We start from the raw sequence: 25473 nt of genomic DNA, 5'->3' as shown, positions 1-25473 counted from the left end.
TGCCGCTAGTCTGTGATCCATGGGGAAGAAGAAGGCAGCCGGCCAGAAGAACTCGAAGGTGTGGTCCGTGATGGCCCTGGGCTCCGGCCTGGCCGCGGCCCGCGTCACCAATGTGGCGCTGAACAAGTTCTGGCAGACCAGCACCAAGCGCAAGCCGCCGACGAACCCCGCCGACCCCGACGTGCAGCTGTGGGAGGCCGTGGCCTGGTCGGCGATGACCGGCGCGGCGATGGCGCTGGGCAAGATGCTCGCCCAGCGGCGCGCGGCCACCTACTACGTGAAGTCGACCGGCCAGCTGCCACCGCAGCTCTCCAAGGACGGCAAGTAGCGGACAGAACGTGAAAGGGCCCCGCCGATGGCGGGGCCCTTCGTCGGTTCTGCGTCAGGCGCAGTCGCGGCAGATCATCTTCTTCGCGTCAGCCAGCTGGCTGCGGTGGTGGACCAGGAAGCAGCTCATGCAGGTGAACTCGTCGTCCTGCTTGGGCTTGACCTCGACGGCGAGCTCCTCGTGCGACAGATCCGCACCCGGGAGCTCGAACGACTCGGCGGCCTCCGCCTCGTCCTCGTCGACCTTGCCGGAGTTCTTGTCGTGACGCCGGGCCTTGAGCTCCTCGATGCTCTCCTCGGACTGCTCTTCCTCGTTCTTGCGCGGTGCGTCGTAGTCCGTCGCCATACCCGTCCCCTTCTTCGTGCTACCAGCGTCATCTGCCGACCCGGCCCCATGTCACCGGTCGGGCGGTGATTGTGCCGTATGGACGCGGTGGATGCACGCCCTGATCGAGATTCGCTCCATGAACGTCAGGTGAAGGTCAGCTATTCCCCCGGCGGGGCGAAGTACCCGGCCTCCACGGCGGCCACACGCAGGGCATCGAAGCCGTGCTCCGGGGCCGCGAGGAGGAGCTCGCCACCGCCGAGTCCGACCGCGACCTCGGTACGCGCGCCCGCGCCGCGGGCGATCAGGCCGGCGGCGGCGTGGTCCCACAGGTGCACGCCCTCCTCCAGGTAGCCGTCGAAGATGCCCTGGGCGACGTCGCAGACGTCGAGCGCGCACGAGCCCAGGCGGCGGATGTCGCGCACCTGCGGCAGCAGCCGGACCAGGCACTGGGCCTGGAGGCGGCGCAGCCCGGCGTCGTACCCGAACCCGGTGGCGATCAGGCGCTTGCCCAGCGGGGCCGGCGCGGCGACGGTGATCGCACGGCCGTCGCGACGGGCCACCGGGCGACCGTCGGCATCGATGTGGCCGGTGTACTCGATGCGGTGGGGCACGTTGATCACCACGCCGGCGACGACCTCGCCGTCACGCTCGGCGGCGATCGAGACGGCGTAGCGCGGGATCCCGTAGAGGAAGTTGACGGTGCCGTCGATCGGATCGGCGATCCAGCGCACGCCCGAGGTGCCCTCGACGTCGTCGCCCTCCTCACCGAGGAACGAGTCGTCGGGGCGCTTGGCCAGGATGATCCGGCGGATCAGCTCCTCGCTGGCCCGGTCGGCCTCGGTGACGACGTCGGTGTCGGTCGACTTGGTCGCGGCGACCTCGACCGCGCGCAGGGCGCGGTCCCGGACCAGGTCGGCGGCGGCGCGGGCCGCCTCCTGGGCCAGGGCGAGCAGCTCGATCGCGGTGGGCGCACTCATCGGCGGCCCTGTCCGACCCGGAGCGGAGCGAGCATCCGGGCGGGGTGGCTCATGCCGGGTCCCCGACGCCGGTGAGGGTCGGCTTGCTCTCCCGCTGGCTCGCGCAGCAGCCCACCGCGCAGCGGTCCCAGCAGGGGCCGAGGTCGCCGACGGCCGTACGCGCGACATCGGTGCCGCGCTCGACGGCGGCGCGCTCCAGGAGCAGGTCGCGGACCGCGGCGACGAAACGCCGATCGGTGCCGGCGGTGGCGCTGCGGGCCGCGGCGATGCCGAGCCGCTCGCAGGTGGCCAGCGCCTCGGTGTCGAGGTCGTAGACGACCTCCATGTGGTCGGAGACGAAACCGACCGGGCAGAGGACGACCGCCTTGACGCCGTCGGCGGCCAGCTGCTCGAGCCGGTCGTTGACGTCGGGCTCCAGCCACGGGATCTGCGGAGAGCCCGAGCGTGAGCAGAAGGCCAGCTCATGCGGGTGGACGATGCCGGTCTCGACGGCGACCCGGGCGGCGATCGTCCGGGCGACGTCGAGGTGCTGGGCGACGTACGCGCCCCCGCCGGCGTCCGGCGGGCCCGACGCATCGTTCATGGCGGTCGGGATCGAGTGGGTGACGAAGACGATCCGGGCGTCGTGGCGCAGGTCGGCGGGGAGCTCCTGCAGCGCGGCGAGGATGCCGTCGGTGACCGGCTCGGTGAAGCCGGGGTGGTTGTAGTACAGGCGGAGCTTGTCGAACGAGATGCCGCTCTCGTCACCACCGGCCAGCTCGCGAGCCGCGAACAGGTTCTCGCGGTACTGCCGGCACGAGGAGTTGGACGAGTACGCGCTGGTGACGAAGACGGCGACGCGCTTGATCCCGTCGGCCTTCATCTGCGCGACCACGTCGTCGAGGTAGGGCTCCCAGTTGCGGTTGCCCCAATAGACCGGCAGGTCGATCCCGTTGTCGGCGAGGTCGGCGCGTACGGCGGCGAGGAAGGCGCGATTCTGGTCGTTGATCGGCGAGCGGCCCCCGAAGAGGAAGTAGTGCTGGCCGACCTCCTCGAGCCGCTCCCGGGGGATGCCACGGCCGCGGGTGACGTTCTCCAGGAACGGCACCACGTCCTCAGGCTTCTCCGGGCCGCCGAAGGAGAGCAGCAGCAAGGCGTCGTACGGACCGGTGTTGCGCGGCGAGGCGTCCATGGCCCCCACCCTATTTGGCGGGCGCTAACCTGCGGCACATGGGTTGGAGCAATTGGTCCGGACTCGAGCACGCCTCCCCCTCACGGGTGATCACGCCAGGCTCGTTGGACGAGGTGATCGCCGCGATCGTGGCGGCGCGCGACGGCGGGACGACGCTGAAGGCTGCCGGTACGGGACACAGCTTCACCGCGATCGCGTCCCCCGGCTCGGGCACGCATCTGCTGCCGGGCCGGATGACCGGCATCGTCGCCGTCGACCGTGAGGCGATGACCGTCACCGCGCGGGCCGGCACCCAGCTCAAAACGCTCAACGCCGACCTCGAGCGCCTCGGCCTGTCGCTGCACAACATGGGCGACATCGCCGAGCAGACCCTCGCCGGCGCGGTCTCGACCGGAACCCACGGCACCGGCGGGCTGCTGGCCGCTGGGCTGTCCGCGCAGCTCGCGGGCTTCACCATCGTGACCGGCACGGGCGAGGTGCTGTCGTGCTCCGCGACGTCCAACCCCGAGGTCTTCGCGCTCGGCCGGGTCGGGCTGGGTGCGCTGGGCGTCCTGGTCGACGTGACGTTCATGGTCGAGCCGCTCTTCGCCCTGGAGGCGGTCGAGCAGCCGATGTCGTGGGAGGAGTTCCACGGCTCCTTCGACGCGATGACGGCCGAGGCGCACCACGTCGACGCGTACTGGTTCCCGCACACCGACCGGCTGCTCACCAAGCGCAACACCCGGCTCGCCTCGCTCGACGAGACCGAGCCGCTCTCGGCGACCAAGGCGTGGTTCGACGACAACTTCCTGCAGAACACGGCCTTCGGCACCCTCGCCGCGCTGGCCAACCTGGCCCCCGGCGTGATCCCGCGGATGAACCGGATGAACGCCTCGCTGCTCTCCCCACGCACCTACTCCGACGTCGCGCACCGGGTCTTCGTCGCCGAGCGCCGGGTCGTGTTCCGGGAGATGGAGTACGCCGTCCCGCGCGCCGACGGCCTCGAGGTGCTGCGTGAGTGCCGCCGTGCCCTGGACGCCTCCGACCTGCGGATCTCGTTCCCGGTGGAGCTGCGGGTCGCCCCGGCCGACGACGTCGCCCTGTCGACGGCGTACGAGCGCGACTCGTTCTATCTCGCCTTCCACACCCACCACGCCGCCGAGCACCGCGCGTACTTCGCGCTCCTCGAGCCGATCCTCCGCGCCGCCGGCGGGCGTCCGCACTGGGGCAAGATCCACACCCAGGACGCGGCCTCGCTCGCCGAGCGCTATCCGCGCTTCGCGGAGTTCGTCGCGCTGCGCGACCGGCTCGACCCGGACCGGGTCTTCGGCAACGACTACCTGCGTCGGGTGCTGGGCGCCTGAGCGCTCAGACGGAGGCGGACCCGCGCGGCAGGGGCGCCTGCCAGTCCTTCCAGATCGCCAGCACCCTCCAGATGAAGCACAGCAGACCGCCGACGATGCCGAGCAGCAGCTGCGAGAGCCCGAGCTCGTGCCCGAAGCCGGCCACCGCGGCCCCGGCGAAGGCCGGGATGGCGTAGATCTGCTGCTGCAGGACGGTCGGGATGCGGCCGCTGAGGATGTCGCGGATCATGCCGCCGCCGATGGCGGTGACCATGCCCAGGATCGTCGAGGGCAGCGGGCCGAGACCGAAGTCCATCGCCTTGAGCGCACCCGCGACGCAGAAGAGCGCCAGGCCGGCGGCGTCGAAGATGTTGATCATCTTCTCCAGCCGGCTCACCGCCGGGTGGAACCAGAACGTCAGCAGGCCCGCCCCGATCGGCACGATCAGGTGGTGCCAGTCGGCGAGCGCCGCAGGTGGGGTGGCACCGATCAAGACGTCGCGCAGGAACCCGCCAGCGAGCGCGGTCGTGCCGGCCAGCACCAGCACGCCGAAGATGTCCAGGCCCTTGCGGACCGCCACCAGCCCACCGGTCACCGCGAACACGAAGATGCCGACGTAGTCGGCGACGGCGACGGTCAGGGACGGATCAGCTGGCACGGCCTCATGATCCCAGGTCACGCAGGACCGAAAGGAATCCGGCGCGCCGGTGTGCCGCGTCCGAACGGCGCGCCCGGTGTCGTAGGGTTGCACGCATCATGTCGGCTGAAGAGATGCCCCTGACGAGCCCGGTCTCACCGCCGGAGCAGGACGCGGACACGCGTCCGGTCTCGGTCACCCTCGCTTCGGTCACCCGCGACGGGCGGCGCGCCATCCTGGTCGATGAGCAGGGTCGCGAGTTCACCCTGGCCCTCGACCCGCAGATGAGCAGCCAGCTCGATCCGCGCGGGCGTCCCGCCGCACCCCAGACACCCACCCGCCGGACGGAGGTCCCGATGGAAAGCGCCATGCGCCCCCGCGACATCCAGGCCCGGATCCGGGCAGGCGAGAGCCCCGAGCAGGTCGCCGAGGCAGCGGGCAGCACGGTCGAGAAGATCATGCCGTTCGCCGGCCCCGCGCTCGCCGAGCGCGAGTACACCGCGCAGCGCGCGCAGAAGGCGTCCGTACGCCGCAAGCCCGGCGAGGCCGCCGCGGCCCGCACCCTGGGCGACGCGGTGACCGCGCACCTGCGCGGCTTCGACATGGAGCCGGAGAGCGCCGACGCGTCGGTCGTCTGGGACTCCTACCGTCGCCACGACGGCCGCTGGAAGCTCCTCGCGACGTACGACCTGCCCAACCGCGCCGGCATCGCCGAGCTGACCTACGACATCCCGGGCAACTACGTCTCCCTCGACAACGACGACGCCCGCTGGCTGGTCGGCGAGGTCCTGCCCGAGCCGATCGCGCCCGAGCCGGTCCGCGACGACCTGGAGCTCGCCCGTCTGCGTCGGCTGCAGCCGATCGAGGAGCCCCCCGCGGTCGACCTGTACGCCCCGGTCGAGCCGGAGCCGGTCGCCGAGGTCAGCGCGACCGAGCCCACCGTCGAGATCAAGCGCGACGAGGCGAGGCCCGCCGAGACCGAGACCGCTGCGGCCGCCCCGCTCGAGGTTCCCGTCGAGGCCTACCTCTTCGACGCTCCCCCGGCCACGCCGGTGGAGAAGGTCGCCGAGGCGGAGCCCGAGCACGAGGTCGAGGCAGTCGTCGAGCCCGAGCCCGAGAAGGCCCCCGAGCCGGAGGCCCCGCGCAAGCCGACCAGCAAGCGCCGCGGCCGCGCGTCGGTCCCCAGCTGGGACGAGATCATGTTCGGCGGACCCAGCAAGTAGTCGCCGGGCGCGAGTGCCCACTCATTCGTCTCATCCGCCGGCCCTCTGAGCCGGCGCGAGCCAGACACCGCCCGCGCACGGCGGGCGCACCAGAAGCATCGCGCGGCCCACGGCGGGCGCACACCCAGAACGGCTGCCTCGGCGCGTCGCAGGGCGACCGGACCTCAGCCCAACACGTCCCACGTCGCCGAGTTCGCCTCGGCCGCGGCCGCGTACGCGGCGTGCGCATGCTTCGCGACCGCCCGCAGCCCGGCGAGCGCGCTCTGTAGCTCGGCCGCACCGCTCATCAGCCGCTGATGCGCGGCCTCGTGGGCCGCCTCCGCCTCGCCCTGCCAGTGCCTGCGCCCCTGGGTGACTGCGGACTCCAGCTCGGCGATCCGGTCGGCGAGGGCGGCACGCGAGGCGTCGAGCCGACCGATGGCGGCGTCGAGCTCGGCGAGATCCACGTCGTAGGCGGTCATGCCTGCCCCAACCGCTCGTGCAGGCGCCGGGTCACGGCGGCGCGCTCCTCATCGACGCCCACCAGCTCGGCGCGTGTGAGCGCGATCGCGTCGCCCTCGAGGCCGACACCGGTCAGCAGGTCGCGCATCCCCCGGCACCACTGCGTCCAGGACGTACGGAACTGCGTGGCCGCTCCCCCGGACCAGCTGCCGTCGAGCAGATGCTCCACCTGGCGACTCAACGCGGCCTGCTCGGTGACCAGCTCGTCGTGGAGCGCGCCGATCCGCTGGCGGGCGATGGTGAGCTCGGCCGGCTCGACCTGGAGGGTCATGGCTGGCTCCTACCCAGCCTCCTCACAGCTGAAACCAGCCGGTCGGATCAGTCGAAGGGCAGCGGCTCCGCGCCGAGCGAGACCGCCCGGGCGCGGCCCGCGGTCATCCGACGGCGGTGGTGCTGGCGGCACAGCACCTCGTAGGAGACATTGCCGGGCTCCGCGTTCACTGCAGGCGCGCTCTCCTCGGTGTCGCCGACGACGATCACCTCACCCTCGGTGACCATGATCCCGTCCTCGACGCGGGCGTTGTGCGTCGCGCGCTTGCCGCACCAGCACAGCGCCTCCACCTGGAGCACCTGGGTGGAGTCGGCGAGCTCGACGAGCCTGGCGGAGCCCGGGAAGAGACGCGTACGGAAGTCGGTGAGGATGCCGAAGCAGAAGATGTCGATCTGCAGCTCGTCGACGATCTTGGCGAGCGCGTCGATCTGGTCGGGCGTGTAGAACTGGGCCTCGTCGCAGATGAAGTAGTCGATCCGCTTGCCGTGGGTCAGCGCGTCGACGGTGTAGCGCCAGAAGTCGAACTCCGGGCCCACCTCGATCGCGCCGTGCGTGAGCCCCAGCCGCGACGAGATGACGGCGTCACCGGCGCGGTCGTGGGCGGTGAAGATGAGGCCGGCGAGGCCGCGCGCGGCCCGGTTGTGGTTCGTCTGCAGGGCGAGGGTGCTCTTGCCCGAGTCCATCGGTCCGGTGAAGAAGGTCAGCGACGCCACGACGCAGGATCCTCCCACGTCGCCATCAGCTGATCAGGATGGGGATCAGCATCTCGTCGGCGGTGAGCGAGCCGTGCAGCCCGACCAGCTTCGTCTCGTACGGGAAGTCCGCACTGGACACGACCGCGTGATCGCCTCGGGAGGCGACCACGACGTCGCCCAGCCGCGGCAGGACCCCCGGCGTGACCGGGCCGAACCAGCCCGCGGTGATGGCCTGCTCGCGGGTGAGGACCTCGGCGCGATCACCCAGCACCTCGCGCCAGGTGGCGACCACGTCGGCGACCGCGCCGCTGGCGCAGTAGAGGTGCCGGAAGCGGGCCTCGCCGCCGAGCAGGGCGACACCGTCACGCAGCTCGAGCCGCTCGTCGACGTCGATCCGGCTCTCCTTGGCCGAGTCGACCATGCCGTGGTCGGCCACCACCATCAGCCGGGTGCTGTGCGGCAGCGCGTCACGCAGCTGCTCGGCCTCGGAGTCGATCATGGAGAGCTGCTGGAGCCATGGCGAGGAGGCGACGCCGTAGCGGTGGCCGGTCCAGTCGAGGTCCCCGTCGTAGAGGTAGGTCAGCGAGCACTGCTGCTTGGCGGCCTCGACCGCGGCGGCGAGCCGCTCACCGACCTTGTCCGCGCCGACGAACTCCGCGCCGCGATGGGCCGCGACGGTGAGGCCGGACCCGAAGAACTCGCGCTTGTTGACCACGGTGACGCTGCCGCCGTTCTCGGCGAGCCGCTGGAAGGCGGTCGGGTTGGGCTGCCACTCCGTCGGGTCGACATCCTTGGGCCACTGCAGCGCGTTGAGCAGGTGGTTGGTCCCGGGGACGCGGGAGGTGTAGCCGACCAGGCCGTGCGAGCCCGGGGTGAGCCCGGTGCCGAAGGACGTCAGGCTGGTCGCGGTGGTCGACGGGACGCCGGCGGTGCCGGGCTCCGAGTGCGCGAGCAGCGAGGAGAGGAACGGCGCGGCGTGGGCGTACCGCTCCAGCAGCCGTGCGCCGAGGCCGTCGATGAGCATGACGACGTACGCCGGGGCGCTCGGCAGCGCGAGCCCGGCCGGCGAGCCGGCGCAGCCGAGCGCGGCCGCGATGGCCGGGACGACGTCGCCCAGCGAGCGCGTGGAGTAGGCGGGGTCGACGAAGGTCGGATCCGGCGCGGGCCTCACGCCGGGCTCATGCCCGGCCCGTGCGGGCGGAGAGCGCCTCGGCGAAGTCGAGCAGCTTGACGACCGCGTCGGCGCCCTCGGCGGCCGCGGAGATCCGCAGCGAGAAGTCGTCGGAGGTCAGCGAGCCGGTGTAGCCGTGGTCGGCGTCGCAGTTGGGGTCCGAGCAGCCGGCCGGCTCCAGGTCGACGCGCGCGACCGCGCCCCACCCGATGGTCAGGACGGCCTCCGCGGGACGGCCGGGGCCCTCGGTCGGGGCGGTCACCATCCGGGTCACGACGACGGACTTCACCGCGGAGAGCGCGACGGCCTCGGTCGAGGTGGAGGTGTACGGCTCGGGCAGGAGGTCGTCGCCGGCGTGCTCGTCGGTGTGGGCCAGGATCAGCCGGCTCGCGGTCAGCACCAGGACGCTGAGGTGGCGGCGCACCTCGTCGTGCTCGAAGGTCGGCTCGTGGTGGACGAAGTAGGCGACCGCCTCCTCGCCGGCGAGCGCGGTCTTCACGCCCTCGAAGACCACATCGGGGTAGTAGCCGGTGCGCTCGATCTCCGCGCGCATCGCTCGGCTCTGGTCGACCTCGGTGGTGCTCATGGAACGGATTCTCTCACCCGTGCGCCACCTCACGACGGAAGCGTGTCCATCGCCGGGGCGTTGAGCCGCCGCACGAACCAGTCGGAGCGGGCGTCGTCGACCGGATCGAGCCGCGCGCTGGCCGTGAGCACCGCCGCCCCCTCGGTGCCGACGAGGGCCAGACCGAGCTCGAGCATGCTGACCTGGGGCAGGTCGTTCTGGAGCTGGGCGACACGGCGGATGAGCCGCTCGACCTCGTCCACGTCGACCACGTCGGCGCCGCGGTAGCCGAAGAGCAGGGGGGCCGCCTTCACCTCGCGGACCATCGCCGCGGCGTCGCGGTGGGTCAGCGGGGGGATCCGGTACGACCGGTCCCCCACCAGCTCGGAGAGCGGGCCGGCCATGCCGAAGGAGATGACCGGGCCGAAGAGCGGGTCCTCGGTGGTGCGGATCGTGATCGGCACGCCCGGAGGCGCGGTGCGCTGCACCAAGAAGCCCTTGCCCGCTGTCGGCTCCCCCACCGCGGCGACGAGCTCGTGCCAGGCGTCGTGCATCTCCTCGGCGTCGCCGATGTGGGAGACCACGTGGGCCTGGTCCGGCCGCTCGCGCAGGTGGTCGGCGGTCGCCTTGAGGACGACGTCCCAGCCGAAGTCGGAGGCAGCCGCCACGGCCTCCTCCACGCTCGCGACCGGGCGCGAAGGCCACAGCTCGACGCCGTACGTCGCGAGCAGCCGGGTGACCTGGTCACGGCCCACCTCCCCACCGCCGGGGAGGTCGGCGAGCATCTCGCGGACCATCTGACGGGCCGCGATCACGTCGACCTGCTCCTCGACGTCGGGCAGGGCCGGCGAGTCGGGCGTACGGAGCCAGACGGCGTACTCGACCACGCGGGCGAGCGCGCGCACGGCCGACTCCACGCTGGAGTAGGACGGCACCGAGCCGCGCCCCGCGGTCGAGCCGGCGACGTCGGGCACCCGGAGCAGCTCCGGGACACCCTCGGCCCCGAGGAAGGAGGTGACCAGCGGCTTGTCGGACTGCTCGCCGACCGCGGCGAGCACGTTGGCGATCTCGTCCCCGGAGACGTTGAGCGGCGGGATGTAGACGGCGACGACGGCGTCCACGTCCGGGTCGTCGATCGCCGCGTCGAGGGCGTCCTCGAACTCGTCGGGTGACGGCTCGGCGGGCAGCGCGACCTGCTTGTTGACCGCGAGTCCGACGCCGGCGGCCGCGTCGGCGGCCAGCAGGCCGAGGGCGTCGGAGTTGCCGACGATGGCGACGCGCCGACCGCGCGGCAGCGGCTGGTGGGCCAGCAGCTGGGCGACGTCGAACATGTCCTCGAGGGTGTCGACCTGGATGATCCCGGCCTGCTTGAACATGGCGTCGACGGCCTGCGGGGGCGCGGCGATGCGGCGCACCATCTGGCCCATCGGCACGCCCTGGGTCGTACGGCCGGAGCGGACGGCGACGATCGGCTTGCGCTGGCTCACCCGGCGCGCGATGCGGGAGAACTTGCGAGGGTTACCGATCGACTCGAGGTACATCATCACGACCTCGGTCGACTCGTCCTCCTCCCAGTACTGCAGGAGGTCGTTGCCGGAGACGTCGGCGCGGTTGCCCGCGGAGACGAAGGTGGTCAGGCCGAGGCCTCGGTTGTTGACCTTCTCCAGGATCGCCGAGCCGAGCGCGCCGGACTGGCAGAAGAAGCCGGCGCGGCCGCGCGGCGGCATCGTCGGCGCCAGGGAGGCGTTGATCGAGACCTGGGGGTCGGTGTTGATGATGCCGAGCGCGTTGGGGCCGATCAGCCGCAGGCCGTACGACCTGCTCAGGCCGACCAGGCGGCGCTGGCGCCGTCGGCCCTCGTCGCCGGTCTCGGCGAAGCCGCTGGAGATGACGACCAGGCCGTGCACGCCCTTGGCGGCGCAGTCCAGGACGACCTCCTGGACCGCCTCGGCGGGGACGGCCACGATCGCGACGTCGACCTCGTCGGGGATCTCGGCGACCGACTTGTAGGCCGGCATGCCGCTGACGGCCGAGGTGTTGGGGTTGACCACGTAGACGCGGCCGGTGAAGTCGCCGTTGACCAGGTTGCGCACGATCAGCTGTCCGACCGTCTCCTGCCGGCGCGAGGCGCCGATGATGGCGACGCTGCGCGGGTTGAAGAACCGGTTGATGGAGGCGGCCTCGGCCTCGTGCTCACGGGCGGCGAGGACGCCGATCGCGGTCTCGGTGACCTCGATCGGGAACTCGAGCGAGATCACGCCGTCCTCGTAACCGCTGGCGACCTTGTAGCCGGCATCGCGGAACGTCTGGATCATCCGGGAGTTGTCCGGGAGCACCTCGGCGACGAACTTAGAGATCCCGCGCTCCCGGGCGGCCTGGGCGAGGTGCTCGAGCAGCACCTGGCCGATGCCGCGACCCTGGTAGGCGTCCTCGACCAGGAAGGCCACCTCGGCGCGACCGGGCTTCACCACGTCGTAGCGCCCGATCGCGATCATCCGCCCGCGCAGGGTCAGCACGAACGCCACCCGGTCGACGTAGTCGACCTCGGTGAAGCGGTGCACGTCCTTGTCCGACAGCACCGGCATCGGGGAGAAGAACCGGTAGTACTTCGACTCGTCGGAGACGCGCGCGTAGAACTCGACGAGCAGCTCCTTGTCGCCGGGCTCGACGGGACGGATATGGGCCGTACGGCCGTCGCGCAGCAGGACGTCGGCGGTCCAGTGCGCGGGGAAGGTCGGGGTGTCCTCCGTGGTCACAGGGGAACTCTACGGAACAATGCCCCCATGGCACGCGGCAAGACCCAGCAGGAGCTCCCGGACGACGACTTCGAGGAGCACATCCTCGACACCGACATCAAGGACGAGATGGAGTCGTCCTTCCTGGAGTACGCCTACTCGGTCATCTACTCCCGGGCGCTCCCGGACGCGCGCGACGGGCTCAAGCCCGTGCAGCGCCGGATCCTCTACACGATGAACGAGATGCGGCTGCTGCCCGATCGCGGTCACGTGAAGTCCGCGCGTGTCGTCGGCGAGGTGATGGGTCGCCTCCACCCGCACGGCGACAGCGCCATCTACGACGCGCTGGTGCGCCTGGTGCAGCAGTGGATGATGCGGCTGCCGATGATCGACGGGCACGGCAACTTCGGCTCCCCCGACGGCGTCTCCGGAGCGGCCGCGATGCGGTACACCGAGTGCCGGATGGCCGCCCCCGCCGTGGCGATGACCGCGAGCATCGACGAGAACACCGTCGACTTCCGCAGCAACTACGACGGCCGCGAGCTGGAGCCGACCGTGCTCCCCGCCGCGATCCCCAACCTGCTGGTCAACGGCGCCGCCGGCATCGCGGTCGGCATGGCGACCAACATGGCCCCGCACAACCTCATCGAGGTCGTCGCGGCCTGCCGTCACCTGATCACGCGCCCCGCTGCCGACCTCGACGAGCTGATGCGGTTCATCCCGGGCCCGGACCTACCGACCGGCGGCACCATCGTCGGCCTCGACGGCATCCGTGACGCGTACGAGACCGGTCGCGGCACCTTCAAGATCCGCGCCACCGCCCGGGTCGAGACGATCGGTCGCCGCAAGGGCATCGTCGTCACCGAGCTGCCGTACGGCGTCGGGACCGAGAAGGTGATCGAGCGGATCAAGCAGCTCGTCCAGGCCAAGAAGCTGCAGGGCATCAGCGACCTGACCGACCTCACCGACAAGAACAACGGCACCCGGATCGTCATCGAGGTCAAGAACGGGTTCGTGCCCGAGGCGCTGCTCGAGCAGCTCTACAAGCAGACCCCGCTGGAGGACTCGTTCGGCATCAACAACGTCTGCCTGGTCGACGGCCAGCCGCGCACGCTGGGGCTCAAGGAGCTGCTGGAGGTCTTCCTCGGCCACCGGTACGACGTCGTCCGGCGCCGCTCCCAGTTCCGCCGCGACAAGGCCGCAGCGCGCCTGCACCTGGTCGAGGGCCTGCTGCTGGCGATCATCGACATCGACGAGGTCATCCAGCTGATCCGCTCCTCGGAGAACGGCGCCGAGGCCAAGACGCGCCTGATGGACGTGTTCGACCTCTCCGAGCTGCAGGCCGAGTACATCCTCGACATGGCGCTGCGCCGGCTCACCAAGTTCTCCCGCATCGAGCTGGAGAAGGAGCAGTCGGAGCTGCAGGCCACCATCGAGGCCCTCGACGCGATCCTCAACGACGAGAACCTGCTGAAGAAGGTCGTCTCCGACGAGCTCGCCGAGGTCGCCAAGACGTACGGCACGCCCCGGCGCACGGTCCTGCTCTCCTCGGCCGGGACGGCCGCCGCCGCTGCGGCCGCCTCGCCGCTCGAGGTGCCCGACTCCCCCTGCTTCGCGCTGCTGAGCTCGACGGGCCTGCTGGCGCGGACGCGCTCCGACGAGCCGCTGGCGTCGGGTGGTGGTCGCGCCAACCACGACGTGATCGTCTCCGCCGTCCCGGCGACCGCGCGCGGTGACATCGGCATTTTGACCTCCACCGGACGGCTGCTGCGCCTGGGCGTGCTGGAGCTGCCGGAGATCCCGCCGACCGCCGGCGAGCCCAACCTGCAGGGCGGCCTGCCGCTGTCGGCCCTGCTGTCGCTGGACCCGGGCGAGCGCGCGCTGGGGCTATGCACCATCACGAGCGAGGGCCCGGGTCTCGCGCTGGGCACCAAGCTCGGCACGGTCAAGCGGGTCAACCCCGAGGTGCTGAGCAAGGACGAGTGGGAGGTCATCCGGCTCGCGGACGGCGACGAGGTCGTCGGCGCGGTCCAGCTGCGCACCGGCACCGAGACGCTCTGCTTCATCACCTCGGATGCGCAGCTGCTGCACTTCGGCGCCGACCAGGTGCGCCCGCAGGGGCGTACGGGTGGCGGCATCGCGGGCGTACGGGTGGCGCACGGCTCGAAGGTGGTCTTCTTCGGCGCGCTCGACCCGGAGGCCGGCGAGGGCGCCTCGGTGGTGACCGTGGCCGGCGCCTCGACGGCGCTGCCCGGCACCGAGACCGGATCGGCCAAGGTGACGCCGTTCAGCGAGTACCCCGGCAAGGGTCGCGCGACCGGCGGCGTGCGCTGCCAGCGCTATCTCAAGGGCGAGGACACCCTCATCTTCGCGTGGGCGGGCACCGATCCGGCCCGCGCCGCCGCAGCCAGCGGCGCCCCGGTCGACTTGCCCCCGGCGGACGGCCGGCGCGACGGATCGGGCATCCCGCTGAGCCAGCCGGTCGACGCCGTCGGCGGCCCGGTGAGCGCGCTGGTGGGCACTCCGACGGTTGAGTGAGTGTGCAAGGGTGAGGCCCGTGCAGCGACGTACTCGTTCATGGGCCCTCCCCCTTGCCGTCACCTCGGCCCTCCTCGCCGCGACCCTCGCCGGCTGTGGCGGGTCCTCGGCGCCGGACGAGTCGCCGGCCGAGGCCCTGGCGAGCGCCAAGAAGACGCTGGACACGACCCCGGGCGTGCGCCTCGCGCTCGAGGGCAAGGACCTGCCGGGCGGCAACGTCCTGGCGGCGGCCGAGGGCACCCTGACCCACGCGCCTGCGTTCGACGGCACGATCACCGTGCACATCCTCGGGACCTCGGCGAAGGTGCCGGTGATCGCGGTCGACGGCAAGGTCCACGCGCAGCTGCCGCTGACCACGAGCTGGCAGACGATCGACCCGGCCGACTACGGCGTCCCGGACCCGGCCTCGCTGATCTCCCCGGAGACCGGCATCTCCAACCTCCTCACCGCGACCGAGCATCCCAAGGCGGGCGACAGCGTGCGCGGCGGCACGGACAACAAGGAGGTGCTGACCACCTACACCGGCACGCTGCCCGAATCGGCGGTCGCCTCCATCATCTCGAGCGCGAGCGGCACCTTCGACGTGTCGTACACGATCGGCTCCGGCCACGAGCTGTCCCAGGCGGTGCTCACCGGGAGGTTCTACGGCGAGGGTGAGCAGGCGTCGACCTACACGGTGACGCTCGACGAGTACGGCACCGACAAGACCATCACGGCGCCGTGACCGTTGGCGCGACCGCAGACGTGACCACGGGGCGGGGCCAGCGCCGGCTGCTCCCGCTGGCGGCGATCGCGGTAGCGTTCGCGGCAGCCGACACGTACGTCGTCGTGCTGGCGCTGCCGGACATGATGGCCGGCGTCGGGCTCTCCATCGAGCAGCTGCAGCAGGCGACGCCGATCATCTCGGCGTTCCTGCTCGGCTACGTCGCGATGCTGCCGCTGATCGGCTCCATCGCGGACCGGCGCGGCCGGGTGCCGGTGCTGGTCGCCGGGCTGGTGCTCTTCTCCCTCGGGTCGCTGCTGACGGCGCTGGCGTACGGACTCGGGCCGATGATCCTGGGCCGGGCGCTGCAGGGCGTGGGCGGCGGTGCTCTCGTACCCGCGACCCTCGCACTGGTCGCCGATCTGTATCCGGCGCAGCGCCGCGGCGTCCCGCTCGGGATCGTGTCGGCCGTGCAGGAGGCGGGCTCGCTGCTCGGCCCGCTCGCGGGTGCGATCGTGCTCGCGGTCGCGGACTGGCGGGCGATCTTCGGGGTCAACCTGGTCGTCGGGGTGGTGCTCGCCCTCGCGCTGCGCCGTTGCGGGGACCCCGTCGCCGAGGTGCGCGTAGCGGGTCCCGGGGTCACCCGAGGACACGCGGATCCGTACGGCGTCCTTCTTCTGCTCCTCACCGCCGTGAGCGGCGCCCTGGTCCTCCTCCAGCCGACCGCGATGATGCGCGACCTCACCTGGGGGCAGCTCTTCATCCCCGCCGTCGGCTCCGGGCGGTGGACCACCCCGCTCGGGCTCGCCTGCCTGGCCGCGCTCGCGCTCTACCTCGTGCGCTGCGCGCTGGCCCGGGCGCCACGCTGGCCGCTGATCGACGTCCGGGGTTGGACCGCGAGCGCGCGCGAGGTCGACCTGCCGGGCGCGCTGCTGCTGGCCGTCGCGCTGGCCGGAGTGATCCTGGCCTTCGCCACCGCCGATCCGCAGGTGGCGGCGATGGCGCCACGCGGCTGGCTCTATCTCGGCATCGCGGCTTTCGCCCTGACGGCGTTCGCGCTGCGGCAGCGCACCGCCGCCCGTCCGCTCATCCCCCGCGGCGCACTGCGCCCGCGCGCGGCGTGGGGATCGGTGGCGGTCAGCCTGCTGATCGGCGTCGCGCTGGTCGCGGCGCTCATCGACGTACCGCTCTTCGCGCGCACCACCGTCTACGCCGACAGCCAGGTGAAGGCCGCACTGGTGCTGGTCCGCTTCCTGGTCGCGCTGCCGGTCGGGGCCGTCCTCGGCGGCTGGCTCACCCGCCGGCTTCCTGCCGGCGTGATCGCGGCCGCCGGGCTGTTGCTCGCAGCAGCCGGGCTGGCCTGGATGGCGCGATGGGACGTCGACGCGCTCCGGCACGGGACCGCGACCCTGCCGCTGCTCCTCGCCGGGCTCGGCTTCGGGCTGGTGCTCGCCCCGGTCAATGCCTCGATCCTGGCCAGCACCGACGCCGCCATCCACGGCCTGGCCAGCTCGCTGGTCGTGGTGGCCAGGATGGTCGGCATGCTCGTCGGCATCTCCACCCTGACGACGCTCGGACTGCGGCACTACTACGCCGCCCAGGCCGACCTTCCTCCGATGACCTCGGTCTGCGGAGCCGGCCAGGGGCTGTGCGACGCCTACCGCGACCTGCTCCAGGGCGCCGGGATCGCTCAGGAGCACACCGTCTTCGGGTGGGCCGCGGTGGTGGCGGTCGCCGGGGCGCTGCTGGCGCTGGGTGTGCTGCACCAGCAGCGCGACTGACGCCAAAGTCCCGGCAGGCCGTTGGCAGCATTTGCCCTACTTCGGCCCCGCTTTCGTCATTAGCGTCACCGGCATGTCTGGCATCTCTGCGCCCTCCGGCCCGCTCGAGGGCATCGTGGTCCTCGATCTCACCCGCGCCCTCGCCGGACCGCACGCGGCGATGATGCTCGGTGACCTCGGCGCGCGCGTGATCAAGGTCGAGAGCCCCACCGGCGACGACACCCGTACGTGGGGTCCGCCGTTCATGGACCCGACCGAGGGCGCGCGCGAGTCGACGTACTTCCTCTCCGCGAACCGGAACAAGGAGTCGATCACCCTCGACCTCAAGGACGCCGGGGACCAGGAGGTCCTCGCGCGGCTGGTCGAGCGCTCCGACGTGCTGATGGAGAACTTCCGGGTCGGCGTCCTGGACCGGCTCGGCTTCCCGATCGAGCGACTGCACGAACTCAACCCGCGCCTGGTGGTCCTCCAGATCACCGGCTTCGGCCACGACGGCCCGGAGGCGCAGCGGGCAGGCTTCGACCAGATCGCGCAGGGCGAGGGCGGCCTGATGTCGCTGACCGGCCTGAGCGAGCCGACCAAGGTCGGGGTCCCGATCGCCGATCTGCTGGCCGGGATGAACGGCGCGTACGGCGTGGTGTCGGCCCTCTACGAGCGCGAGCGGACCGGGCGCGGCCGGGTGGTGCACACGTCGCTTCTGGCCGGGATGGTCGGGGTGCACGCCTTCCAGGGCACCAAGTGGACCGTCGCCGGCGAGGTCCCGGGGCTGGCCGGCGGCCACCACCCGTCGATCGCGCCGTACGGGATGTTCGCGACGCGCACCGCGCCGGTCCAGATCGCGTGCGGCTCGGAGAAGCTGTGGGCGGCCTTCGCCGGCGAGTTCCGGATCGACCCGGCCACGCCCGGCTTCGGCACCAATCCCGAGCGCGTGGCCAACCGCGACGCGCTGATCGCGTTGATCGAGGGGCTGCTCGCCGACCTCGACGCCGAGACCGTCCTCGCCCGGCTTGACGCCGCCGGCGTGCCGGCAGGCAAGGTGCGCTCCCTCGACGACGTCTACGCCTGGGAGCAGACCCGCTCCCAGGGGCTGCTCATCGACGTCGAGCACGCCACCCTCGGCCCGATCCAGCTCCCCGGCCCGACCCTGCGCTTCGACGACAACCCGTACGCCGGCGGGCGCACCGAGCATGCCGCTCCCCCAACGCTCGGCCAGCACAACGACGAGATCCGCGCCTGGCTGACTCGGCCCTCCGACACCGCCGAGTAGGCCCTCGGACACGGCCGACCTGGCCGTCCCGCACGCCCGACCTGGCCCTCAGACACGACTGACCTGGCCCTTAGACACCGCCGACTCGGCCCTCCCGCACGCCCGACCTGGCCCTCCCGCACGCCCGACCTGGCCCTCCCGCACGCCCGGCCTGGCCCTCAGACACGACTGACTCGGCCCTCCGACCGCGGAAAGCAGTCGGAGGGCCGAGTCGTAGGCGCGTGACGGCCGAGTCAGCAGTGCACGAGGGCCGAGTCGGCGTCAGCTGAGGTCGACGATGGCGGCGACGGGGCCGCCTCCCTCGGGGCCCTGGTGCGCGGCCGAGACCGAGACGAAGACCGCGGGGTCGCCCGTGACGGCCGCCGTGACGCCGCCGACGCAGGACTTGATCTGGCGGTGCCAGTGCACGTCGGAGTCGTCGAGCATGGCGTTGCGGCGTCCGCGGACCATGCCGTCCTGCGAGGCCTCGCACTTGAGGAAGACGTTGACCAGCCGGCCGTCGAGGTCGGTGTGGTGCGGGCGCTCGGGCAGATCGAGACCGGCGTCCTTGATCGCTGCCCAGATGCCGTCCTGGTCGAGCGCATCGTTCATCACCGAGTGCCCGATCCGGTAGCGGCCGCCGACGCCGGTGGCGTTGCCGACCACGACCACCTGGGCCTGGTCGAGCTCGACGCCCGAGGAGCAGGAGGCGACGGAGGAGAACAGCGAGCGGTTGTGCATGACATCGGCGTCGGTCGGCATCTCGATCTCGCCGAGCGCCACCGCGATGCCGAGTGCGGTGCAGCCGTTGGAGAGGTCCATCGACTCGTGGGTGTGCTCGGTCCAGACCGTCTTGCCGCGGCTCTTGGCGTCGCGGATGGTGTGGATGGTGAGCAGCGGCGTCTTGGTCTGCACGTAGTGCACGTCGCCCGGGTCGGTGATGCCGGCGCGCTCCATGGCGACCTTCACCGCGTCGGCGACCTTCGAGACCATGCTGGTCCGCCCGATCTCCTCGGGGGCCAGCGGCTCGCTCATCGCGAAGCCGACGGTGAGGCGCTGCTCTCCACGGCTCGGGTCGTCCTCGGGCACGTCAGTGGTGGCGAAGATCGTGGCGTGCGGGCTGATCACGCCGTCGGTGCCGCCCGACCAGACGATCGGGACGCCCTTGACCTGCTCGGCCGGGGCGCCCTTGGCGATCAGCACCTCGCGGAAGGCGCGGTCGGCGATGATCCGGGTGTAGTCGTTGACGCCGCCGTTGCCCTCGGTCTTGCCGATGATCGCGATCACCCGCGATGCGTCGAGCACGCCGTCGTCGATGAGCTTGGCCAGCTCGGAGGCGTCGGCGACGGAGTGGATCGGGACCTTGCGGACCTCAATGGCTGCAGGCATGTCAGGCGTTTCCCTTCGGTTCGGACTCAGGAGTTGGGTACGACGATGGTCCCGGCCTGCCCGGAGGCGGCCGCGACGATGGTGTTCAGGTCGGTGATGACGCCGCGCCGCCCGGACCGCTCGACGAAGCGGCAGACCGCGTCGACCTTGGGGCCCATCGAGCCGCCGGCGAAGTGCCCGGCGGCGGCGTACGCGCGCATCTCGTCGAGGGTGACCTCGCCGATCGGGCGGGCGTCGGGGGTGCCGAAGTCGAGGATCGCGTGCGGTACGTCGGTGGCGATCACCAGCAGATCGACCTCGACGCTCTCGGCGAGCAGGGCGGCCCCGAGGTCCTTGTCGATGACGGCCTCGATCCCGGTGAGGCTGCCGTCGGGCCGGCGTACGGTCGGGATCCCGCCTCCGCCGTTGGCGATCACCACGAAGCCGGACTCGACCAGGGCGACGACGGCGGGAGCCTCGAGGACCTCGCGGGGCTCGGGCGAGGCGACCACGCGCCGCCAGCCGCGCGCACCGCGGTCCTCCCAGTTCTCCCCGTGCTCGATCATCACCTGCGCCTCGTCGGCCGACAGGTAGCGACCGACGGGCTTGCTGGGCGAGGCGAACGCCGGGTCGCCAGGATCGACGAGCGTGCGGGTGATCAGGGCGGCCGTCGGGCGGGCGAGCCCGCGTGTGGTGAGGGAGCCGTCGAGGGCGTTCATCAGGATGTCGCCGAGGGTGCCTTGGGTCTGCGCTCCGCACCAGTCCAGCGGGACCGGCGGCACGACGTGGGCGGCGAGCTCGTTCTTGACCAGGAGATTGCCGACCTGGGGTCCGTTTCCGTGGGTGATGACCACCTCGAGGCCTTCGGCGATGAGCGCCGCGACGGCCTCCATCGCCGTCGTCGCCGCGGTGATCTGGTCCTCGGGGCGGGCGCCGCCAGTGGGCGACGTCATCGCGTTGCCGCCCAGGGCCAGCAGGATCCTCATGCTCCGAACCTAGTGAGCCCGACCACTGCGTTCACCGTGCGGAACTGCCGACTCCGCCGCCGATCCCTGGCAACTACTGCCAGCGCGTCATCACGTCCGCGACCGTGGCGGGTGTGCGGCCGAGCAGGGCCGCGAGAACTCGCCCGCCGGTCGGCAGGCCGTACGCGTCGTAGTAGCCGAACATCGCGCGCAGCCACACCTGCTCGCGCTCGCCCAACCCCTCACCGGCCCAGGCGTCCGGGTCGGTCCGGGTCGCGGTGACCGGTCGGCCGAGCACCTCGGTCGCGATCGCGGCGACCTCGGCGAGAGTGACCAGGGCAGGACCGCCCAGCTCGTAGGTGGCGCCGTCGTGGCCGGGCTCGGTGAGCACGACGGCGGCGGCCCGGGCCACGTCGTCGAGGTCGACCAGGCCGAAGCGGGTCTCGAGCGAGTACGGGACGCTCAGGGCGCCGGTCATCACCCCGGCCTGCAGGTTCTGCAGGTACGCGCAGGGCTGGAGGATCGTCCAGGCCAGCCCCGAGCGCCGGACCAGGTCCTCGGCGGTCGCCTTGCCGAGGTGGTGCGGCATCGCCGGGGCGTACGGCGAGGCGACCGAGTGGTAGACGACCCGGCCGACACCCGCCGCCCGCATCGCCGCCAGTGCGTCGGCGACATAGCGCGGCTCGTCCGGATGGAGGTTGGGCGCGATCAGGTAGACCGCGTCCGCGCCGGCGAGCGCGGCGGACAGGTCCGCAGAGGCGGCCCGGCCGAGGGCGTGAGCCTCCACGCCCACCCCGGACAGGGCCGCCTGCACGGCGCGACCGGTCTTGCCGGTGCCGCCGATGAGGGCGATCAGCGGTGGTCGACCCATGCGTACTCCGCGCCGCCGGCGAGCGCCGCGTAGCCCGGACCCCGGTCGAAGAACGCGTCGTCATCGGCGACCGCGGGGCGCGCGGCGCGCTCGGCCTCGGTGGCCGCGGCATCGAAGCCGAGGCCGTCGCCCGAGCCGGTCAGCACCACGCCGTAGTCGGCGAGCGCGGCCTCGGCGGACACCTTCTGCCAGCGCACGTCGCGCACCACGAGCTCGGGGTCGCGAGCCAGGGGGTCACCCCAGCCACCACCTCCGGTGGTCCGGATCCGGATCAGCTCCCCGGCCTTGACGGGCTCGGCGTCGGCCAGGGCGTCGACCTCGCGCTCGTTCGGACCGCCCGGGTCGATGGTGACCTGGAACGGCTTGCCGGCCTTGCCGCCCTTGACGCCCCAGCAGGCCAGGATCGACCGGTCGGCGATCGACATGAAGTGGGCGTCCTTGAGCATCCGGATCTGCTTCTCGTACCCGAGTCCGCCGCGGTACTCCCCCGCCCCGCCGCTGTCCTTGGCCAGCGCCAGCGACTCGACGATGAAGGGGAAGCGCGACTCGGTGAACTCGCTGGGCAGGTTGCGGGAGTCGGGGACGACGTGGATGGTGTCCTCGCCGTCGGCGTAGTAGCGACCGCCCGAGCCACCGCCGAGGACCTCGCGCATGAGGTACGAGCGGCCGTCGAGGTCCTCGCCGTAGACGCCGGTGTAGCGGATCGTCTCCTGGTCGGCCGGCATCCGGCCGTCCACCGCCTTGGCGAGCACGCCGGCGAGCACGCCGAGGAGACGCAGGATGACGAACGTACGGGCGTTGGTCGGTGCCGGGAAGACCGGCGTGAGCAGCGTGCCGGGCGGCGGGAACCGCATCTCGATGAGCGGCACCACGCCCTCGTTGACGTCGAGCTCGGCCATCCGCTCGGGGGTGTCGGCGAGGTTGCGCAGGATGGGCGCCAGCCACTTCTTGAGGAAGACGCCGTCACTGTAGTCGCCGCAGTGGTTGATCGGGCCCTTGGCCTGCGGGCCGGTGCCGTCGAAGTCGAGGATGAGGCGCTCCCCGTCCGGGTCGTCGGCGGCCGTACGGGTCAGGGTGATGCGCTGGGTGTGCAGCTGCGGCTCGTCGACGCCGTCGTGCTCGGCGTAGTCCTCCCAGGTCCAGGTGCCGACCGGGATCTTGGACAGGATCTCGCGGCGGTAGGTCTGGGTGGAGCGGTCGATGACCGCGTCGAAGCAGGCCTCGACGGTCTCGATGCCGTAGCGGTCGAAGAGCTCACCGAGCCGGCGCGCACCCATGAGGCAGGCCGAGCACTCGGCGTCGAGGTCGGCGGCCAGCGACTCCGGCATCCGGGAGTTGCGGGTCATGATCGTGAGCGCGGCCCGGTTGGGCACGCCCGCGTCCCACAGCTTGATCGGCGGGACCGCCAGGCCCTCCTCGAAGACGCTTGTGGCGTGCGAGGGCATCGAGCCCGGCACCGCACCGCCGATGTCGTCGTGGTGACCGAAGGCCTGGACGAAGGCGACGACGCGCCGCTCCCCCTCGGGCCCGGCGAAGACCGGGACGGTCACGCAGAGGTCGGGCAGGTGGCCGATGCCGCCCTCGGAGAGGTAGACGTCGTTGTGGAAGAAGACGTCGCCCTCCTTCATCTCCTCGATCGGGAAGTCGCGCGCCACCGGGTGCACGAGCGCGGAGTAGGAGCGGCCGGTGAGCTTGCGCAGCAGGCGATCGTGGATGCCGGCGCGGAAGTCGTGCGCGTCGCGGATCATCGGGCTGCGCGACGTGCGGGCGATCGCGGTCTCGACCTCATGCTCGACGGCGGCCAGGGAGCCCTGGACGATCTCGACGAGCACCGGGTCGGCGCTGGCGCCGGCGTCGGTGGTCAGGGTGCCGAAGGGGAACTGGGTCGGCGCCCGGCGGGACCCGTTGTGCTGGGTGTGGTCGGCGTGCGCGGACGGCTTGCCGACGGATGCGGTTTGGCAGCTCAGGCACATGTCAGTTGCTCTCCGTACGCGTGACGATGATGTTGGCGAAGTCGTCCACCCGGGCGGTGAAGCCGGGGTGGATCGGCACGGTGGAGCCGAACTCCTCGATGATCACCGGGCCGACGAGCACCTGCCCCGCGGGCAGGTCGGGGCGCCAGTAGACCGGGGTCTCGACGGATCCGGTCTCGGCGTCGAAGCAGACCGTGCGCGAGCCGGTCGGCCGGGGCGCGTCGGCGGGTCCGGCGCTCTTCAGGATCTCGGGGCGCCGGATCGGGCCGATGCCCGAGACACGGAGGTTGACCACCTCGACCTGCTGGGTGGCGTCGCCGGAGAAGTCGTAGCCGTAGAGCACCCGGTGCTCGGCGTGGAAGCGCGCGACGACCGCGACCAGCGTCTCGGCGGTGACCGGGCCGTCGGGGACGCCGACGCGCACCTCGAAGGCCTGGCCGAAGTAGCGCACGTCGGCCGTACGGACGAACGCGTGCTGCTCCGCGGCGAAGCCCTCCTTGGTCAGCGCGGCCGCGGCTCGGGCGGTGAGGTCGTCGTACACGCCCTGGAGGTCGGCGACGTCGAGGCTCTCGGCCAGCGCGACGTGCGTCTGGACGTAGTCGTTCTTCACGTCGACGGTGAGCAGGCCGAAGGCGGAGACGTTGCCCGGGTTCGGCGGGACCAGCACGGTCGGGATGCCGAGGATGTCCATCAGGCGGCACAGCAGCAGCGAGCCGGAGCCGCCGAAGGTGGTGAGGGTGAAGTCGCGGACGTCGAGCCCACGCTTGACCGTGACCTGGCGCAGCGCGTTGGCCTGGTTCCAGGCCGAGATCTCGAGGATGCCGGTGGCGCAGGCCTCCGGGGTGATGGCGAGGGTCGCGGCCAGGGCTCGTACGGCGCTCGCCGCGCTCTCGACATCGAGCGGGATCTCGCCGCCGAGCAGGTGCGGAGGGATGCGCCCGAGGAAGACGTGGGCGTCGGTGATGGTGACCTCGGTGCCGCCCTTGCGGTAGCAGATCGGGCCCGGGTCGGCGCCGGCCGAGTGCGGGCCGACCTTGAGGGTGCCCTCCGGGGAGAGCCAGGCGATCGAGCCGCCGCCGGCGCCCACGGTGACCACGTCGATCATCGGGATCTTGGAGGGGTAGACCCCGACGCTGCCCTCGGTCGTGAGGGTGGGCTCGCCGTCGATGACCACGGAGACGTCGGTCGAGGTGCCGCCACCGTCGGAGGTGAGGACCCTGTCGAAGCCGGCGACCTTGGCGATCAGCGCGGCGCCCAGGGCGCCGGCGGCCGGCCCGGAGAGCACGGTCGTGATCGGCTGGTGGACCACCTCGTCGGCCGAGAGCACGCCGCCGTTGGACTTCATCACGTAGAAGGGCACGGTGCGGCCGGCCTGCGTCGCGAGGCGTTCCTTGATGTTGTTGACGTAGCGCGAGAGCTTCGGCTTCACCGCGGCGTCGACCAGCGTCGTCATCGAGCGCTCGTACTCGCGGTACTCGCGCAGCACCTCGCTGGAGATGGAGACGACCGCGCCGGGGTGCTCCTCGAGCAGGATGGCGCGCATCCGCTCCTCGTGGGCGGGGTTGGCGTAGGCGTGCAGGAAGCAGACACCGAGGGTGTCGATGCCTTGGTCGCGGAACCAGCGCGCGACCGTGCGGGCGCCGTCCTCGTCGAAGGGGCGCAGCTCCGCGCCGGTGAAGTCGAGCCGGCCGCCGACGCCCTTGACCAGGTGCCGCGGCACGATCCGCTCCGGCTTCACCCAGAAGTACGAGTTGCCGTAGCCGTCGGGGACGGACTGGCGGGCGATCTCGAGCATCGCCTCGTAGCCCTCGGTGGTGATGAACCCGAGTGCGTCGACCTTGCCCTCGAGGAGCTGGTTGGTGGCGACCGTGGTGCCGTGGCTGACGGCGACCACGTCGGCGAACTCCGCCTCGGCCAGGCCGAGCACCTTGTCGATCCCGGCAAGGAACCCGTCCGCCGGGTTCGCCGGCGTGCTGGGGGTCTTGGTGGTGACCACCGTGCCGTTGTCCTCGTCGAACGCGACGACATCGGTGAAGGTGCCGCCGGTGTCGATGCCGATCCTGATCCGCCTTGTCATACGTCACATTCAAGTGACCGGACCCGGG

General features: G+C 71.8%; 22 protein-coding genes. 7 read left to right on the top strand and 15 right to left on the bottom strand.

Going from position 1 to position 25473, the window contains the following annotated elements; translation table 11 throughout:
• Positions 1-19 precede the first annotated feature (19 nt).
• Positions 20-328, top strand: a complete 309-nt coding sequence (locus KSO98_RS06930) for a DUF4235 domain-containing protein (protein WP_225284376.1) — start codon at positions 20-22, stop codon at positions 326-328.
• Positions 329-382: 54 nt separating this feature from the next.
• Here the strand turns inward: KSO98_RS06930 and KSO98_RS06925 are convergent, their stop codons facing one another.
• From KSO98_RS06925 to KSO98_RS06915, 3 genes are all read right to left on the bottom strand, one after another.
• Positions 383-673 (bottom strand): DUF4193 domain-containing protein, encoded by a 291-nt coding sequence (locus KSO98_RS06925; protein ID WP_225284374.1) that lies wholly within the window; start codon positions 671-673, stop codon positions 383-385.
• 140 nt (positions 674-813) lie between these two features.
• Positions 814-1632 carry an inositol monophosphatase family protein gene (locus KSO98_RS06920; RefSeq protein ID WP_225284372.1) on the bottom strand — a complete coding sequence of 273 codons (819 nt, stop codon included), beginning with the start codon at positions 1630-1632 and terminating at the stop codon, positions 814-816.
• A 49-nt stretch (positions 1633-1681) separates the two neighbouring features.
• A complete protein-coding gene (locus tag KSO98_RS06915) occupies positions 1682-2803 on the bottom strand; it encodes a ferrochelatase (protein WP_225284370.1) in 1122 nt (373 codons plus the stop codon).
• A gap of 38 nt (positions 2804-2841) precedes the next feature.
• Between KSO98_RS06915 and KSO98_RS06910 the strand changes: the two genes are divergently transcribed.
• On the top strand, positions 2842-4146 hold the full coding sequence (locus tag KSO98_RS06910; RefSeq protein ID WP_225284369.1) for a D-arabinono-1,4-lactone oxidase: 1305 nt from the start codon (positions 2842-2844) through the stop codon (positions 4144-4146).
• 4 nt (positions 4147-4150) lie between these two features.
• Here KSO98_RS06910 and KSO98_RS06905 read toward each other — a convergent pair whose 3' ends face one another.
• The gene (locus KSO98_RS06905; protein WP_225284368.1) at positions 4151-4783 is read right to left on the bottom strand and encodes a trimeric intracellular cation channel family protein; all 633 of its coding nucleotides are present in this window, start codon (positions 4781-4783) and stop codon (positions 4151-4153) included.
• 113 nt (positions 4784-4896) lie between these two features.
• On the opposite strand from KSO98_RS06905, the gene sepH reads away from it, so the two are divergent.
• Entirely contained in the window at positions 4897-5985 is a 1089-nt protein-coding gene (sepH, locus tag KSO98_RS06900) for a septation protein SepH (RefSeq protein WP_225284367.1), read from the top strand.
• A gap of 164 nt (positions 5986-6149) precedes the next feature.
• Here sepH and KSO98_RS06895 read toward each other — a convergent pair whose 3' ends face one another.
• Genes KSO98_RS06895 through KSO98_RS06870 form a run of 6 tightly spaced genes read right to left on the bottom strand, consistent with a single transcriptional unit; the run spans position 6150 to position 11944 of the window.
• Positions 6150-6446 (bottom strand): WXG100 family type VII secretion target, encoded by a 297-nt coding sequence (locus KSO98_RS06895; protein WP_225284366.1) that lies wholly within the window; start codon positions 6444-6446, stop codon positions 6150-6152.
• A complete protein-coding gene (locus tag KSO98_RS06890) occupies positions 6443-6757 on the bottom strand; it encodes a WXG100 family type VII secretion target (RefSeq protein ID WP_225284365.1) in 315 nt (104 codons plus the stop codon). The genes KSO98_RS06895 and KSO98_RS06890 overlap by 4 nt, the downstream gene beginning before the upstream one ends.
• A gap of 47 nt (positions 6758-6804) precedes the next feature.
• Positions 6805-7470: a thymidine kinase gene (locus KSO98_RS06885; RefSeq protein WP_225284364.1), complete on the bottom strand. Its 666-nt coding sequence runs from the start codon at positions 7468-7470 to the stop codon at positions 6805-6807.
• Between the two features lie 25 nt (positions 7471-7495).
• The gene (locus KSO98_RS06880; RefSeq protein ID WP_225284363.1) at positions 7496-8623 is read right to left on the bottom strand and encodes an alkaline phosphatase family protein; all 1128 of its coding nucleotides are present in this window, start codon (positions 8621-8623) and stop codon (positions 7496-7498) included.
• A gap of 7 nt (positions 8624-8630) precedes the next feature.
• Positions 8631-9209, bottom strand: a complete 579-nt coding sequence (locus tag KSO98_RS06875) for a DUF5998 family protein (protein WP_225284362.1) — start codon at positions 9207-9209, stop codon at positions 8631-8633.
• A 29-nt stretch (positions 9210-9238) separates the two neighbouring features.
• A complete protein-coding gene (locus KSO98_RS06870; protein WP_225284361.1) occupies positions 9239-11944 on the bottom strand; it encodes a bifunctional acetate--CoA ligase family protein/GNAT family N-acetyltransferase in 2706 nt (901 codons plus the stop codon).
• Positions 11945-11971: 27 nt separating this feature from the next.
• Here KSO98_RS06870 and KSO98_RS06865 point away from each other — a divergent pair, with 27 nt between their 5' ends.
• From KSO98_RS06865 to KSO98_RS06850, 4 genes are all read left to right on the top strand, one after another.
• Positions 11972-14461 carry a DNA gyrase/topoisomerase IV subunit A gene (locus KSO98_RS06865; RefSeq protein WP_225284360.1) on the top strand — a complete coding sequence of 830 codons (2490 nt, stop codon included), beginning with the start codon at positions 11972-11974 and terminating at the stop codon, positions 14459-14461.
• A 19-nt stretch (positions 14462-14480) separates the two neighbouring features.
• On the top strand, positions 14481-15185 hold the full coding sequence (locus tag KSO98_RS06860) for an LppX_LprAFG lipoprotein (protein ID WP_225284359.1): 705 nt from the start codon (positions 14481-14483) through the stop codon (positions 15183-15185).
• Complete coding sequence (locus KSO98_RS06855; RefSeq protein WP_225284358.1) at positions 15182-16945, top strand: MFS transporter; 1764 nt, start codon at positions 15182-15184, stop codon at positions 16943-16945. Before KSO98_RS06860 ends, KSO98_RS06855 begins: the two co-directional genes overlap by 4 nt.
• Before the next feature lie 73 nt (positions 16946-17018).
• Positions 17019-18212: a CaiB/BaiF CoA transferase family protein gene (locus KSO98_RS06850; protein WP_225284357.1), complete on the top strand. Its 1194-nt coding sequence runs from the start codon at positions 17019-17021 to the stop codon at positions 18210-18212.
• A gap of 261 nt (positions 18213-18473) precedes the next feature.
• On the opposite strand, the gene bar is transcribed toward KSO98_RS06850, so the two are convergent.
• The 5 genes from bar to KSO98_RS06825 form a co-directional block, all read right to left on the bottom strand.
• On the bottom strand, positions 18474-19580 hold the full coding sequence (gene bar, locus KSO98_RS06845; RefSeq protein WP_225284356.1) for a barbiturase: 1107 nt from the start codon (positions 19578-19580) through the stop codon (positions 18474-18476).
• Between the two features lie 26 nt (positions 19581-19606).
• Positions 19607-20545 (bottom strand): carbamate kinase, encoded by a 939-nt coding sequence (locus tag KSO98_RS06840; protein WP_225284355.1) that lies wholly within the window; start codon positions 20543-20545, stop codon positions 19607-19609.
• Positions 20546-20618: 73 nt separating this feature from the next.
• Complete coding sequence (locus KSO98_RS06835) at positions 20619-21395, bottom strand: NmrA family NAD(P)-binding protein (protein ID WP_225284354.1); 777 nt, start codon at positions 21393-21395, stop codon at positions 20619-20621.
• Positions 21377-23368, bottom strand: coding sequence for a hydantoinase B/oxoprolinase family protein (locus KSO98_RS06830; protein WP_225284353.1), 1992 nt, complete (start codon positions 23366-23368; stop codon positions 21377-21379). The genes KSO98_RS06835 and KSO98_RS06830 overlap by 19 nt, the downstream gene beginning before the upstream one ends.
• 1 nt (position 23369) lies before the next feature.
• The gene (locus KSO98_RS06825; protein ID WP_225284351.1) at positions 23370-25445 is read right to left on the bottom strand and encodes a hydantoinase/oxoprolinase family protein; all 2076 of its coding nucleotides are present in this window, start codon (positions 25443-25445) and stop codon (positions 23370-23372) included.
• Between the last annotated feature and the right edge of the window lie 28 nt (positions 25446-25473).

Source organism: Nocardioides nematodiphilus (genome assembly GCF_020216525.1).
Classification (GTDB): domain Bacteria; phylum Actinomycetota; class Actinomycetes; order Propionibacteriales; family Nocardioidaceae; genus Nocardioides; species Nocardioides nematodiphilus.
This window is presented reverse-complemented; position numbering and strand designations above follow the sequence as displayed.